This window comes from Planctomicrobium limosum, assembly GCF_051465645.1.
Taxonomy (GTDB): domain Bacteria; phylum Planctomycetota; class Planctomycetia; order Planctomycetales; family Planctomycetaceae; genus Planctomicrobium.
This window is the reverse complement of the sequence record NZ_CP195790.1, coordinates 927,123-940,165: the sequence shown is the minus strand read 5'-3', so window position 1 is coordinate 940,165 and position 13,043 is coordinate 927,123. Positions and strand designations below refer to the sequence as shown.

The window sequence follows — 13,043 nt, the reverse complement described above, 5'->3', positions numbered from 1 at the left end:
CGGTACCACGTGTTGCTGCGGTTCGTTTCGTGTCTTCCGTCGTCACCGCAACCGAACGACGGACCGAGAGTTGTTATTCCGGTCTCTCAACCGGACTCTGCACGAGGAAACAACAGGGCCTCCCAGGTTTCCAGAGAACCCCAATATCCATCTGCACATGATCTTCGACCCCGGTCGGACAATCGCCGCTCACCCAATCGCGACGACAGCACGGCTCCCGCTAAAAAGAAAACGAAAGCTCCAACGTGAATTCCTCTTTCGAGGCTCAATAACATGGCTTCTGGACTCGCTGTGTACGCTTCGCAGGGCCGGTTACCCGAACACCACGCAACACTCGCTTCCGGCCGCTGGTTAGGCTCTGCCGGGTGAGATGAACTCACTGGGTTCCAACGAGAAGTTTCATGTCATGAACTCATCACAATCCCCCTCTCCTGAACTTTGCCTGACGCAACCTTTTTTAAGATGTCCCTCTCCATTTTGAGTCGAGCATTCTCCTCCCGCAGACGTCGATTCTCTTCCTCCAGAGGAGCCAGTTGCCCCTTGCCAGGAAATGCCTGTTCTCCTTGAGACTCCAGTCGCCGCTGCCATTTGCGAATCGTGCTCGGATCAATGTCCAGACGCCGAGCCAATTCGGCTTGTGAAAGACCTTCACGCTGCATCAGTTGCAACGCGTCACGCTTGAACTCCGCTGTGAAAATACGACGACTCTGCGACATGCAATGCTCTCCTCACTGGGAATCATAAGGTCTTAACCCAGCGCCCACCATTCCTGGGGAACTCCAGATTGCACTGCCCCAGATCGATCGACTGGAGATGAACTTTCTGCTGGCCGATCTCAAGCAGATTCAGGAGAGACTATTGGAGCTGGAGAAGCTCATCGCCCAGCGGGGGAGAGACAACCCCGATGCCCAGTTGCTCAAGACCATGCCCGGGATCGGGGCCTTCACAGCCATCTCGCTGGCTGCTGGGATCGGGGATGTGCAGCGATTTCCCCGGGCCGGAAGTCTGGCCAACTACTGGGGCCTGACTCCTGGCTGTCGCAACAGCGGGGAGAACAATCAGCGGCTGGGGAGAATCACCAAGGCTGGCAACAACACCGCCCGTTGGCTGCTTGCCCAGGTGACGTATCAGGTGCTCCGCAAGGATGGTCGGCTGCGGGAATGGTACAAGAAGATCAAGAGACGACGGGGGAGTGGGGTGGTGGCCCGGGTGGCCGTCATGCGGAAGCTGACGACGGTGATCTGGCATATCCTCAGTAAACAGCAAAGTTGTTTTGAGTGCCGGGCCATCGCAGCAGCCTGAAGTCTTCAGAAGGGAATCAACATCAGCCACCATTTTGGCCAAGGAGATCTATTACAGAGACCTTCACCCGGTTGTTCGATCCAGGTGAGTTAGCTCGCCTGAGATCCCTCCCGATCCGTCCAGCTCGCACGGAACCGTGGATGTCGCTGCTGAGTCTCTCAGCAGACCGACACGTCCCTTTGAATGGAGCAGACTTTTCGGAGAGGAATTCGCATCTCGATAATTCCGCGTCTGCTCAAGGCAGCAGAGCGACCACTGCCAGCAGTGGTCGTGCCTCGCGAAGGAATGTGTGGGGAGCAATCGCGTCCGACAAGAACGATTGCAACATCCCGTAAGCAACGACAACCGGTGACATGATCACTCAGAACAACGACAAGCAACTCAGCCCATAGACCATGAACTTCGAATCAAAGACAGGCTCTTTGCCGCTCGCATTACAGACCTACACCAGGAAAACCCACTCCACATTGACAAACTCTTTCAGGAACGGTTCCGTAGACGGATAGCACTTTTCAGTCCGAGCGGTCTCAAGGCTCGGGACGGCTTGATTTTACGCTATAGAGCAGGTTTCGCATAGCGTTGCAAAACCACACATTCTGACGCGAGTATGCTCCGTAATTTGCTCGTTTCTCCGTATTTTTCCGTAGAGAAATTCGAGCTGCTTTCAGAGGGCTTTCGCACCTCTACAGAGGATCGCTTCGGCTCCCTGCTGACTACTTCTGGACGTTAGATCGTGTCAGTTTTCAGGTCTGTAACTGCGCCAAAACAATGCTTCAAAAAACAGGAATTTGGAGACGGTTTTCGAGGACCGTTTTCAGCACAAGGTGCTGTACAACCAATGTGCAAAAGCGTTCCAAACTACAGATTACGACAATACCAATATGGCTGCGATTTTCCATCCACTGCTGGCTTTGATTGCCTCGGCCACGGACCGTGAACTGGCGAAGTACATCCAGTTTCTGAAAGAAGAGAACAAGATCCTGAGGGCCCGGATGAGCAGGAACGACTGATCAAGTTCGGCAAGGCCATCGGTGGGGCTATTGAAGAGTTGCTGACGATCGTCAGTGTGAGCACGCTTTACCGCTGGCTCCGTATCGAAGGCGGGCAGCAGAAGCGAAAGCAGAATCCCAAAGGCGGTCAGCGGAAACCACGGGAGATCCGCGAACTCGTCATTCAGATCGCCAAAGTGACGGGCTTTGGCTACACCCGGATCATTGGGGAGTTACGAAAGCTCGGAATCAAGAAGATCAGCCGGCAAACCGTCAGAAACATTCTGAAAGAGGAGGGGATTCAGCCCGGCCCCAATCGAACCTCCGACTCCTGGGCCAACTTCCTCGAACGGCACAAAGAGACGCTCTGGGCCTGCGATTTCTTCAGCGTGAAGACGGTCACAACCAGGGGACTCCGGGACATGTATGTTCTGGTGTGGCTCTGTGTTTCCACGAGAGAGGTCATTGCCTCCACTTCAACCACACACCCGACATCCGCCTGGGTGTGTGAGCAGGCCAAGAAGTTCATTGACGAGACGGCCGACAGAGACGACAAAACGGAGATTGTCATCCACGACCGGGATACCAAGTTCAGCAGAGAATTCACAGAGACGTTGAAGTCTCATGGTCTGCAAACTAACAAACTCCCCAAACGCAGTCCGAACCTGAATGGACGCTGCGAAAAGTTCATCGGGACCATCAAGAACGAGTGCTTGGCGAAGTTCATCCTCTTTGGGCGAGGGCACCTGGACTATCTCGTAGCCGAATTCACCGAGTATTACAATCAGCACCGTAGCCACATGTGTTGCGGACATCTGCCGCCGGTGAATGACGAGCCAGAGGAGATTGAAACACTCAGTCTCGCAGAGATTGAAGTGAAATCCTTTGTGGGCGGACTGGTGAAGGGCTTCGAGCGGAAGGCCGCTTGACACAGCCTCCAGCCCCCCAAGTTGCAATATCTTTCAGGCCACTTCAGCGTGACCAACGCCAATCATGATTCCCCCGGGGGCGGCATCTTCGTGTGACATGGATAGTCATCTCGATCGGTCTGCGCACTTTATTGGTCGCCGATTTCTGTCCAAACCTCCAAACTGCAAAGTACTTCTCCCTGTTCACATCATTTGCACCGAAGGGGTCGGAGCAAACGTCTTTTACCTGCCGCCTTATTCACCGGATTTCAATCCGATTGAGAAAGCCTTCTCGAAGCTGAAAGCACTGCTCCGCAAATCCGCAGAACGAACCATTCAGAACCTCTGGTAACGAATCGGAGCCCTCATCGAAACCTTCACTCCAAATGAATGCCGCAACTATTTCCGGAGTTTCAGTGATGAAGAGACGGGTGTTGTCGGCCGTACTCGGAGTCGCAGAGTCGCCCTGATGATGCCATGGGACACTGAATTCTAAAAAAGAGAGAGGGTGCGGCCGCCCTGGGGCGATCGCTCTCTCTCTCACATTCTTCCGTCAGGATGAAGTGACAGCGTTGACGTCAGGGTTGCTCGCTGTGTAATCGCTTCGTCTCAAGTGACGTCCAAAGTTCGCGGGGTTCCCCGCACTTTAGTCTCCCTCGTTGTCCTTGCTGGCAAATCCCGCTTATCGGATTGGTTCCGTTTCCACGGTCAGTTCACTGGCGAGGAGGTTGAGGGTGAGGTCCTGGTCGTTGGGGAGGTGTCTGAGCCATCTTGTGAACTGGTGAACCATCAGAGCGGCGGCGAGGCTGGCGCAGTAAATCGTACTGCGGGAGGTGCAGCTGCCGGACTGGGCCTGAGCCTGGGGGAACAGGGTGGTGGCATAGTGCTGTCGGGAGGACACATCCGTGGCGGTGAGAATTCGCAGGACTTCTCCGAGCATGCGGCCATCGCCCCAGAACTCGACCTGATGCTGGCGGCTCCGCCAGATGGCTGCCCGGGCGCTGATGGAATCGACGCAGCAGAAGACGACGGTGCTGGTCTCCTGACGGGAGCGGAAACGATCGGCCACCGTCTCGACATGGAGCTGGGGATCGATCCGCCAGAGGAGGGCGGCGGTGGCATCGACTTTGAGAGATCCCAGATCCTCCTGGAAGTAGCCCTGAGTGGTGATGTTGGTCGGTTCCACGTGATCGGGATCGATCAACTGAATACGGCGGGCCCCGCTGGCGGCCAGCTGCAGGGCGACCTGTCGGCCGATGGCACCGACCCCGATGACGGTGAGACGGAGGCTCTGGAGTCGGGTGAGGGGGACCAGATCCTGCTGCCGCAGGAAACGATCTGTCATGAGAGGCCTTTCCAAATGCAAACCGCCTCATCCAGGAGAGAATTCTCCCGGATGAGGCGGTGATGAGTGAGTGATGTGAAGGAATCAAATCGCAGCAGTTTCGAACAGGTCGTTCGTGAAGAACTCCTCGAACGGCGGTTCTGGTCTGTCGAGGAACAGCTCCTCTTCCTGCACGGCGTCGCAGTACTCCTGTTCCCACTGGGGGAAGTCCGCTGCCGGGAAGGGACGCGCGAAATCCACTGCAACCTGCAGCGGGAGTCGGGCGGGACCTCCCCGTTGCCAGTGCAGCTCGGCGAAGGTGGCCCCTCCCCGGGCGAGGATGAACATCACCGCCCAGTCACAGCGCCCGAAGCAGCGTTGGAACGTCCGCCGGTCAACGGCGCTGGGCCGCGGACAGTCACCGGGATGGGTGTGAATCCAGATCCGGCCGAACTGGTCGGGACGGCGTCCCTGGTCGACCTGCGCCTCAAAGAACTCGGCGACAGCGGTGTCGTCGAACTTGACGGTGACGCTGGTGCACCGCTGCTGCACCAGCTGGATGTCTTGGACACAGAGACTCTGGTCAGGGTCCGTGATCCCGAAGCCTCCGACTTCTGTCGGTCCGAGATCACGCAGGCAGTGGAGTTTGGCCCAGGCGGTGGGGGTGAAGGTCAGGGTCGGGCGTGGGGACCGTCTCCCCCGGGGCCGACGGAGGTGGCGGCGGAGCAGGCGTTTGGTACGGAAGGTCTGTTTCGTCATCTTCAGGATCCTGTTGCAGGTCATGGCAAGGGCCGCAGAGAGCGTCCGTCCGACAGGAAGGACAGACTTCTTGGCCACAGTCGGCACACGATTCCAGGCACCCCGCACAGTGCGGTTCCTGACAGTCGGTGCAGCGTTGTTCGCAGGCAGAGCAGAGAGAGTCACCACACTCCCGACAGGAGGAGCAGCAGTCCGGACAGGAACTCTGCTCACACCCCACGCAGGGCGTGAGGTCTTCGGCCGGGCAGGGACCGCCGCAGTCGGCACAGGGGACGCCTTCCCAGTCGGCGAGCTTGGTGTAGGCACTGCCGGGGTTGTAGGTGTGCAGCACCTGATTGATCAGGAGACCGACATCCCCCAGTCGTCCCTGATCGAGCGCGAGCCGGATCGCTTCGCGGGCCTCCCCTTCACAGAGGATGCGGTCATGGACATGCGGGTGGGTGGTTCCGGGGGAATCTCCGGCAGGATGCGGCTCCAGTGCCAGAACTTCGTAGGGAGGAGTGAGCGGCAGTTGGGTCCAGTCGAGCCGGATCTCGAAGGGGCCCAGTTCGATGCCTTCAAGGATCACCGGTTCGGTGATGATGCTCACCGTCTTCTCAGCCAGGTCATAACGGACTTCGGGGAACTCCTGCTCCAGAGCCAGCAGTTCTTCGTACAGGGACCGGAGTGGGGGAGGTGGGGAGCGGCGTGAAGTCTGACTGAGAGCAACCAGCGCCCGACAGCGGGAGCCGAGGAACTCGAGCGTCTGCAGGTAATGTTCCTGAAGCCGTTCCTGAGTGGCCGGCAGGGACCGTCGCTCACAGAGCTGCAGCTGACGCCAGAGCGTCGCGAGTCGCTGCCAGTGCTCGGTGGGAGGATCAGGAGCGGTTGGTTCGCGGGAACCGTATTCATAGTGCTGGTGCAAGGCACACGCCACCCGCAGGCGGGTGCGGTTGATGTGTTGCATGAGGACTCTCCTGGCTGTTCAAAGAATAGGCAGCCGGTCCGGGACCGACTGCCTGTCCGGTACCGTAGTTAGCAGGCGTTCCGAACGAGGCCCGACAGGGCCCCTTCGATGCGTGTGGGAGTGAGGGAGACGCGGTCGCCGGGCTGCAGGACATAGTCCGCGGGGGCCGGCTGGCGGTTGACACGAATCAGGTAGTCGGAGGGAGAGGCATGGGGGAGACGATCAGAGAACAGCTGGGCGAGCGTGGTCTGTGGAGCAATGTCGATGTGGTCAGCGAAACCGCCGCCATCGTTGTTGAGAAACAGAATCTTCATGAAAGGGCTTTCTTCAAAAGAACAGGGAAAAGGGGATCGGGAAGACACGCTTCCGCCACGCGGCGAGTTGCATGTCATCAATCGAAACAGCCGCTATTCGGACATCCGGTCGAGCAAGCTGCTCTAGTGACGGCGGAAGCGGATGCCGCCGGTACCGATGGCACTCAGCAGCAGGAGGAGCAGCAGGCCTGCGAACAGCGTCCAGGACTGGGCGAGGTAGGCCACTGTTCCGGCTACCAGCAGGCAGCCATTCACCGTGGCGACATTCAATTTCTGTCGAGCGGACATAGGTCCTTTCTGGTCAGGAGCGGCGGTACCGGAACGGGCGATGAGCAAGAGCCCCTCCATTCCGGAGCAGTTCCAGCTGATCCCAGTCGAGGAACCGGGGTTCCCGCTGGCTCGGTTCCGGCAGCAGCGGGACAAAGCCCATCCGGGAGATGGTGGTGACGCTCTCTCCGGTGGAACGGGCGATCGAGCGGTTGAGATCACGTTGACGCATGAGACAAGTTCCTTGTGAAAGTGAGGTGAGCGCAACAAAAAACTCCCCGGGTGGGGAGTCGTGACAGGCAGCAGGGAGAGCGAGCACTGTCAGTACTCCTCAGGGAGGAGCAGGGTGGTGACCGAACGATCCGCTTCAGTGATGATCCAGAAGCGGACGCCGGCAGCGGAGTGGTAGACCGACAGCAGCCGCTCATTGTGCAGAAGCGACTGGTCATTGGCGGCAGCATCAGCCGGGTCGCAGTCTCCCCAGTCACCAGACTGATGCCGGGCGAGGGCGTGCTGGACCTCGGCGGGGGTGAGCATCTCCAGAACACCGGGAGTGCCGACGACCTGACCTAACGGGAATCGGGGAGCACGGACAGCAGCGGAATGAGGGGGCATGGAAGGGCCTTTCACAGCAGCAGGCAGAGGGAACAGACGATCCGGTGCATCCCATAAAAAGACCCCGGCAAACAGGACTCTGGTGGGTCCTCTCTGCCGGGGTGAACGGGATGCTCCGGGGCACTCTCGATGCAATGATATTCGCATCATGTATTATGACACGTTTCAGGTCTGAATTTAGCGCGACGCAGACGGCGCAGCGGAGGCCTACCGGATGCCGCTCCATGTGCCGGCGATCGGCACTTTAATTCCAATTTCTCTTTTTTCTTCTCATTCCTACATCATGTATTATGACACCCATGAGCCCGATATTTAGCGCTCGTTCCCCACTGAAATGACCTGAGGTAGTTTCACAACCCCTTAATGATGGTGTACAGGCAGGCTAAGTGTACGAATCCTTCGAACAGTTCGGCGTAGTACTCCCAGCGAGTGATCACGCGGCGGCAGTTCTGCAGCCAGCTGAATGTCCGCTCGATTCGATACCGTCGTCCATAGCGCCGGAGCCTGCGGCCATCCTGAAGACGGGGCCGGATCCGGTTCTCCCGGTGCTGGCAGATGAGTTCGATTCCACGAGCCTGAAGGTGCTCACGCAGCCAGTCCGCATCGGCAGCCTTGTCATAGAGCAGGCGTCGGGGCTTGCCATGCGGAGGGCACTGGTCGATCAACGTTTCGATCGTGGTCACTTCGCTGTGGTTGGCAGCGGTGGTATATGCCGAGAGTGGAATGCCCTGACCATCAGTCAGCAGGAGGATGCGGGTTCCATTTCCACGATGGCAACGCCCCACGTCGTCGCCCCTTTTTTTGCCCGTGCAAACGAGCCATCGCCGATCGTTTCTTCCCAGCAGATGCCTCTTCGCTGGAGCAGCTTGCTCAGCAGGCGATCCCAGGCGGCGCGAAAGACTCTATTGCGGGCCCAGTCACGATGTCGCCGCCAGCAAGTGACCGACGAGGGGTATCGTTCTGGTAAATCTTTCCAACGTGCGCCTGTAATAAGTACCCAGAGAATGCCTTCCAGACACTCACGAGAGGAACGCCAGGGGCGTCCGCCACGCGGGCCCATGGGGGGATCAGGAAACAGGTCCGCAATCAGAAGCCATTGCGTGTCAGAGAGAAAGGGTTTCGGGGCCGTCCTGGACCCTGTCTTGTTCGGCCGACGGCGTGTCGGCAACTTGGACAGGGTAATGAGCATGTGGGTCTCCTTTCCCTTTGCTCATTGGCACATTCCTTGCCAATCCTGTTCAGTATTTCAAAGGTTGTGAAACTAGCTCCTGACAATCACAGCCGCACCGGAAGGAAACGCAGACCGGTTGCCGAACGCAGGCATTAATCCCGGGAATAAAATTCACAGTTCGGGAATAAGTAAGTGTGTACGAGTTGAACCGTCACGGTTTGTCCCTGTCGAATGTTGTCCGATTCTGACTCGTCAAGTCCCTGTAGGAACGTCGTTGGTTGTGTGGGTTGAGGCCATGTCGATGATCGCAGTGAGAGAACTTCTCTAACTTCGTGCTTGCTTGAGACTCGTTCTACTGGTACTGTAGTATCTACTGGAGTAATAGTAGGAGAGTCAATTGAAAGCTGCGAAGCCGTCCGAACTGGAGTTGCAGGTGCTGGGAGTGCTGTGGGAGCAGGGGCCGCTCAGCGTGCGGGATCTGTTGCCGCTGCTACCGGACGGAAAGGAACGTGCCTACACGACCGTGCTGACAATATTGCAGGGCATGGAACGGAAGAAACTGGTGACGCATCGCCGGGAAGGGCTGACTCATATCTACCGCCCTCTGGTCACTCATGAGGAAGTCGTTCAACCGGTGTTGAAGACAATGCTTAACCACCTTTTCTCCGGAAACCCGGCCAAGGTTGTGCAGGCTCTGATGAATGCCACTGAGATTTCAGCGGAGGATTTGAAACAAATCCGTAAAGTGATCAGTCAGGCCGCGAGAGAGGCTGGCAAGAATGGAGACGAGCAATGACTTCGTTAATGTTCTGGTTCTCCAGCCCCGCCGCAGGCTCTCTCTACTGGTCACTGCTCCATTCGCTTTGGCAAGGGGTGCTCTGGAGCCTGTTGCTCGCGATCGTACTGACTTTGATTCCACGTTCAAAACCGAACCTCCGTTATTCAGCCAGCTTGGGGTGCCTGATCGGCTTGGCGCTCGGAGTTCTGGTTACATGGTCCATCCTCCGTCTTCCAGCGGCAACGTTGACCGCTGCAACAATAGGAGAGAGGGCGGTAGACATTCAGGAGAGCGATCCAACAATCTTGACAGCTCCTCCCGTCGGCATTCCGCCAGTCTATGACAACGTTGCTGACACGCGATCGGGACAGAGGGGCGTCACAAAACAGCCTCGCTGGCAGGAATGGATTTTCAATCACTTGGATCGGTTCAGCCCTTACCTCGTTGGGTTTTGGGCACTCGGGGTTGTTTTCTGCCTGCTCCGCTGCGTGCGTCATCGATCCGCAGCGGCCACATGGAGGCGTGGAGAACCGATCCGCGATCCGGCTGTCGTCGAATTGTTTGCTTCGCTCAAAAGCCGGATGAGAATTCGTCGACGAGTGGGGTTGATCGCGTCGCTTCAGGCAATGGGGCCTTGCGTGCTGGGAACACTGTCCCCAGCCATTCTGATTCCCACTTCCCTTGTCATGGGGATGACACCGGAACAGTGGCGCGCGGTGTTGACGCACGAACTTGCTCACATCCGCCGCTGGGATGATTTAGTGAATTTCTGCCAGCAAGTCCTGGAATCGTTGTTGTTCTTCAATCCGACCGTGTGGTGGATCAGTCGTCAGGTTCGCATTGAACGAGAAGCCTGTTGTGATGCGTGGGGAGCCCGACTGTCTGCCAGCCCGGTGACTTATGCCCAGACTCTTGTGGAGATCGCAGAAAAGCTCACTGTAAGACAGCAAATTCCAGCGATCACCTTTGCCGACGAACGCTCCGGTTCCCTCTTGGATCGTGTGCGGCGACTGGTCACTCCAAATGCTGCAAGGGAAGGCCGTTTCGCCTGGCCAGCAGCACTTGCTCTGCTGGTGGTCATGATTGTGGCTGTCTTTCTGTTGCAGAAAGGAAGCGATCTGGCGGTAATCACAGCAGCCCAGTTCCTCACCGATCAGGAACGCGTGACCGCGCTGGCGAAGGTCTCTGACGAAGTCAGTCCGCAGCCCGCCAACGACACGGAACGTCTGGTCATCAGTGGCACGCTCCGCACCGAGGATGGCGGTCCGCTGCCTAAGTTGACATGGATTAGCTCTGGCACTCAACACGGCAATAATGGAATCTCGTCTACTGCAGGAAGTGTCGAAGGTAAGAAAACCGACCAATTTCGCGTTGAAGTCTCTCGGGGAGTTTCCTGGCTTCAGTTCAAAGGTGACGGGTATGCAACCTCTGTCGCAGGTCCGTTTGTTTCCGGAAAAACTGCGGAGATTAAGGATGTTGCTGTCGTCTTGAAACGCGGCGTTCCGTTGACCGTGAAGATTTCCGATCATACGGGTCGCCCAGTCCCAAAGGCGAAGGTGATGGCTTCCGTGAAAGTCTCGCGATTAGGGTTCGGGATTCCACAAAATGCGGAAACCGATTCGAACGGTTCCACAGTCCTGAACAATCTTGATCTCGAACACAGCTACAGTTTCTCAATCACAGCCCCCGGTTTTCAAAAACTGGAGGTTCCCGGACGGGTTCTGAAAGGGGGTGGCCCGCTGGAACTACAAATGACTCGGGCTAAGCTCGCCAGTGGCAAGATCCTTAGCCCGGATGGTGCACCGCTCTCAGGAGCGACGTTAAAAGTTCGCCGGAGGCGTCGGCCTCAGCACACGGATTTGAGCAGGACAAGTGAGCCAGCCTGGGCGACCTCAAATGAGATGGGCGAGTTTGTACTGGACCAACTGCTGGATGGTACGGTTTATGATTTTCTCGTGGAACATCCCGATTATGCCTATTCATTCCTAAAGTACGTTCAGCCAGGCGATCAAGGACTTGTCGTCCAACTGCAAGAGGGAGTGACGGTTTCCGGCATAATCCGAGGAACATCGGAGCAGTTTGAGTCCTTGAAGAGAAAATACACAACCTACCGACTGATCCCGCGAGACGCAGAATTTCGCGATGAGCAGGATCTCTTTTTCGACACACAACTCATGCTGAATCCCGTCAATGGAGAATCTCCTTTCCGCATCGATCATCTTCCATTAGGAAAATTGGAATTCAGTTTCGATAAACAGCGAGTCCAACGGGAGATCACTAGGTCTGTTTCTGATCTCGTCATTGATCTGAAGGCATCCCCGCAACCCCAGAAGCGGGACGTGGAACTCGTGTTTAAGAAGGGGAACGAAGTTGTATTGCCTCGCGGAACTTTAGAGCTATCGGAGAATCGTCATTCTCCCGGAGAAGAGTCAACATATCAGCAAGAGAGTGTCGCCTTGGAAGGTGGTCGAGCGCTGACAACCCTACGAGTTCCGTGCGAAATGGGAGGGGTTAAAGACTACTTGATCGGCTTCACGCTGGTGGATCGCAACTTCGAAGCGCATATCCCGGAAGGGGAGGGAAAGTATCGAGTCGAGATACCTGTCGATCCGGCTGGAGCGGCACGCGGCATCGTATTCAATTCCGATGGGACTCCGGCCTCCTTAGTCAATGTGACCGTGTCGACGGTCCTCACGAAGCCAGCGTCACGTGGAACGACTACAACAGAATGGTCCATTAGCGTCCAGTCAAACACAGCCGGAGAATTTTTTATTACTCCTATCCCATTCGGGGCAGAATGTCGCCTGAAAGCAAGCCGCGAGAAGTTCTATCTGTTGGGCCCGAAGTTCACGATGACCGAGCAACACGCGCTGCCTGAATTCAAATTGCAGCTCCCGAAACCGGTCTCCGCAGGAGTTCGAGTGCTCGACCCGCAAGGTAATCCGATCAGGGGAGTTCCCTTCGCCATTTTTCTTAGACATCCTCTATGTAACGCAGGTTGGTCAGGTGAAACCACGAATGATTCAGGAGAGCTTTTGATCCCTGAGATCAATCCTGAAATGATCTCTGACTACCAAGCCATCGTGACGCCAACGAAGGACTACCGGAACCAAGTCGTATCGCTCCAAGCAGGTCGGACGGTGGACGTGAAGCTCTCACCGGGTCTGTTTCTGGAAGGGATACTCGTCGATAAAGGTGGTCAACCGGTGACCGGGCAACGGTTGTTCGCCATTGCAGGAGAATCTGCCATTCAATATCAGAATCATTACTTCGCCGAAGCGGTGACAAATTCACAAGGCCAATTCCGCTTCAGCAACCTCCCTGATGAAGAGGTCAAGATCGAGGTTGGCTACGGTATCCAGAAGGGACAGGCAGCCACCCGAAAATATAGGCCGACTCCTGAACACGAAATCTCCCCAATCACAATCGAGTTCGAATTCTGAACTGCGCGACATTTTCGGCAGAGATTTGGCGTCGGGACTCAGGTACTGAAGCGAATCGAGCCCGTCAACGAGCCATGGATCATTCGCTCGAAGGAGCAAGCACAATAGGTTCTAGTTGATCGGCCCCGATGCGCAAAAGAATCGGTTTTTCACCCTAAAGTGATCGATCCGTTCGTCCAATTGGTTCTCACATCGGGACGAGTAAATCACGTATTAGTCGCAAAGAA

General features: G+C 56.7%; 16 protein-coding genes and 1 pseudogene. 7 read left to right on the top strand and 10 right to left on the bottom strand.

Annotation, left to right across the window (positions count from 1 at the left end; genetic code table 11):
* Positions 1 to 404: 404 nt before the first annotated feature.
* Positions 405 to 716: a transposase gene (locus SH527x_RS03440; RefSeq protein ID WP_437193256.1), complete on the bottom strand. Its 312-nt coding sequence runs from the start codon at positions 714 to 716 to the stop codon at positions 405 to 407.
* Positions 717 to 813: 97 nt separating this feature from the next.
* Here SH527x_RS03440 and SH527x_RS03435 point away from each other — a divergent pair, with 97 nt between their 5' ends.
* The 4 genes and pseudogenes from SH527x_RS03435 to SH527x_RS03420 form a co-directional block, all read left to right on the top strand.
* Positions 814 to 1,302: a transposase gene (locus SH527x_RS03435; protein ID WP_437193255.1), complete on the top strand. Its 489-nt coding sequence runs from the start codon at positions 814 to 816 to the stop codon at positions 1,300 to 1,302.
* A 788-nt stretch (positions 1,303 to 2,090) separates the two neighbouring features.
* The gene (locus tag SH527x_RS03430; protein WP_437193254.1) at positions 2,091 to 2,312 is read left to right on the top strand and encodes a hypothetical protein; all 222 of its coding nucleotides are present in this window, start codon (positions 2,091 to 2,093) and stop codon (positions 2,310 to 2,312) included.
* Between the two features lie 56 nt (positions 2,313 to 2,368).
* Complete coding sequence (locus SH527x_RS03425) at positions 2,369 to 3,220, top strand: integrase core domain-containing protein (protein ID WP_437193253.1); 852 nt, start codon at positions 2,369 to 2,371, stop codon at positions 3,218 to 3,220.
* Positions 3,221 to 3,419: 199 nt separating this feature from the next.
* A pseudogene (locus SH527x_RS03420) lies at positions 3,420 to 3,548 on the top strand (transposase); the annotation flags it as partial.
* Positions 3,549 to 3,881: 333 nt separating this feature from the next.
* Here the strand turns inward: SH527x_RS03420 and SH527x_RS03415 are convergent.
* The 4 genes from SH527x_RS03415 to SH527x_RS03400 form a co-directional block, all read right to left on the bottom strand.
* Positions 3,882 to 4,544, bottom strand: coding sequence for a ThiF family adenylyltransferase (locus SH527x_RS03415; RefSeq protein ID WP_437193252.1), 663 nt, complete (start codon positions 4,542 to 4,544; stop codon positions 3,882 to 3,884).
* Between the two features lie 84 nt (positions 4,545 to 4,628).
* A complete protein-coding gene (locus tag SH527x_RS03410; protein ID WP_437193251.1) occupies positions 4,629 to 5,075 on the bottom strand; it encodes a hypothetical protein in 447 nt (148 codons plus the stop codon).
* Between the two features lie 76 nt (positions 5,076 to 5,151).
* Entirely contained in the window at positions 5,152 to 6,228 is a 1,077-nt protein-coding gene (locus SH527x_RS03405; protein ID WP_437193250.1) for a hypothetical protein, read from the bottom strand.
* A gap of 68 nt (positions 6,229 to 6,296) precedes the next feature.
* Positions 6,297 to 6,542 carry a MoaD/ThiS family protein gene (locus SH527x_RS03400; RefSeq protein ID WP_437193249.1) on the bottom strand — a complete coding sequence of 82 codons (246 nt, stop codon included), beginning with the start codon at positions 6,540 to 6,542 and terminating at the stop codon, positions 6,297 to 6,299.
* Here SH527x_RS03400 and SH527x_RS03395 point away from each other — a divergent pair.
* A complete protein-coding gene (locus tag SH527x_RS03395; protein ID WP_437193248.1) occupies positions 6,541 to 6,669 on the top strand; it encodes a hypothetical protein in 129 nt (42 codons plus the stop codon). The two genes, SH527x_RS03400 and SH527x_RS03395, sit on opposite strands and share 2 nt — an antisense overlap.
* Here the strand turns inward: SH527x_RS03395 and SH527x_RS03390 are convergent.
* The 5 genes from SH527x_RS03390 to SH527x_RS03370 form a co-directional block, all read right to left on the bottom strand.
* On the bottom strand, positions 6,666 to 6,830 hold the full coding sequence (locus tag SH527x_RS03390; RefSeq protein WP_437191154.1) for a hypothetical protein: 165 nt from the start codon (positions 6,828 to 6,830) through the stop codon (positions 6,666 to 6,668). The genes SH527x_RS03395 and SH527x_RS03390 overlap by 4 nt on opposite strands.
* A gap of 13 nt (positions 6,831 to 6,843) precedes the next feature.
* Positions 6,844 to 7,041, bottom strand: a complete 198-nt coding sequence (locus SH527x_RS03385; protein ID WP_437193247.1) for a hypothetical protein — start codon at positions 7,039 to 7,041, stop codon at positions 6,844 to 6,846.
* Positions 7,042 to 7,130: 89 nt separating this feature from the next.
* On the bottom strand, positions 7,131 to 7,424 hold the full coding sequence (locus tag SH527x_RS03380) for a hypothetical protein (protein ID WP_437193246.1): 294 nt from the start codon (positions 7,422 to 7,424) through the stop codon (positions 7,131 to 7,133).
* Between the two features lie 350 nt (positions 7,425 to 7,774).
* The gene (locus SH527x_RS03375; RefSeq protein ID WP_437194573.1) at positions 7,775 to 8,266 is read right to left on the bottom strand and encodes an IS5 family transposase; all 492 of its coding nucleotides are present in this window, start codon (positions 8,264 to 8,266) and stop codon (positions 7,775 to 7,777) included.
* A complete protein-coding gene (locus SH527x_RS03370) occupies positions 8,164 to 8,613 on the bottom strand; it encodes a transposase (protein ID WP_437193245.1) in 450 nt (149 codons plus the stop codon). Before SH527x_RS03370 ends, SH527x_RS03375 begins: the two co-directional genes overlap by 103 nt.
* A 379-nt stretch (positions 8,614 to 8,992) precedes the next feature.
* Between SH527x_RS03370 and SH527x_RS03365 the strand changes: the two genes are divergently transcribed.
* Positions 8,993 to 9,391 carry a BlaI/MecI/CopY family transcriptional regulator gene (locus tag SH527x_RS03365; protein WP_437193244.1) on the top strand — a complete coding sequence of 133 codons (399 nt, stop codon included), beginning with the start codon at positions 8,993 to 8,995 and terminating at the stop codon, positions 9,389 to 9,391.
* Positions 9,388 to 12,816 carry a M56 family metallopeptidase gene (locus SH527x_RS03360; RefSeq protein WP_437193243.1) on the top strand — a complete coding sequence of 1,143 codons (3,429 nt, stop codon included), beginning with the start codon at positions 9,388 to 9,390 and terminating at the stop codon, positions 12,814 to 12,816. Before SH527x_RS03365 ends, SH527x_RS03360 begins: the two co-directional genes overlap by 4 nt.
* Positions 12,817 to 13,043 lie beyond the last annotated feature (227 nt).

What these genes read in the sequence shown, in the direction of transcription:
- SH527x_RS03440 (WP_437193256.1), bottom strand. Translation starts at nt 716, where the DNA reads ATGTCGCAGAGTCGTCGTATTTTCACAGCGGAGTTCAAGCGTGACGCG.
- SH527x_RS03435 (WP_437193255.1), top strand. Translation starts at nt 814, where the DNA reads ATGAACTTTCTGCTGGCCGATCTCAAGCAGATTCAGGAGAGACTATTG.
- SH527x_RS03415 (WP_437193252.1), bottom strand. Translation starts at nt 4,544, where the DNA reads ATGACAGATCGTTTCCTGCGGCAGCAGGATCTGGTCCCCCTCACCCGA.
- SH527x_RS03405 (WP_437193250.1), bottom strand. Translation starts at nt 6,228, where the DNA reads ATGCAACACATCAACCGCACCCGCCTGCGGGTGGCGTGTGCCTTGCAC.
- SH527x_RS03395 (WP_437193248.1), top strand. Translation starts at nt 6,541, where the DNA reads ATGAAAGGGCTTTCTTCAAAAGAACAGGGAAAAGGGGATCGGGAAGAC.
- SH527x_RS03400 (WP_437193249.1), bottom strand. Translation starts at nt 6,542, where the DNA reads ATGAAGATTCTGTTTCTCAACAACGATGGCGGCGGTTTCGCTGACCAC.
- SH527x_RS03390 (WP_437191154.1), bottom strand. Translation starts at nt 6,830, where the DNA reads ATGTCCGCTCGACAGAAATTGAATGTCGCCACGGTGAATGGCTGCCTG.
- SH527x_RS03385 (WP_437193247.1), bottom strand. Translation starts at nt 7,041, where the DNA reads ATGCGTCAACGTGATCTCAACCGCTCGATCGCCCGTTCCACCGGAGAG.
- SH527x_RS03380 (WP_437193246.1), bottom strand. Translation starts at nt 7,424, where the DNA reads ATGCCCCCTCATTCCGCTGCTGTCCGTGCTCCCCGATTCCCGTTAGGT.
- SH527x_RS03370 (WP_437193245.1), bottom strand. Translation starts at nt 8,613, where the DNA reads ATGCTCATTACCCTGTCCAAGTTGCCGACACGCCGTCGGCCGAACAAG.
- SH527x_RS03360 (WP_437193243.1), top strand. Translation starts at nt 9,388, where the DNA reads ATGACTTCGTTAATGTTCTGGTTCTCCAGCCCCGCCGCAGGCTCTCTC.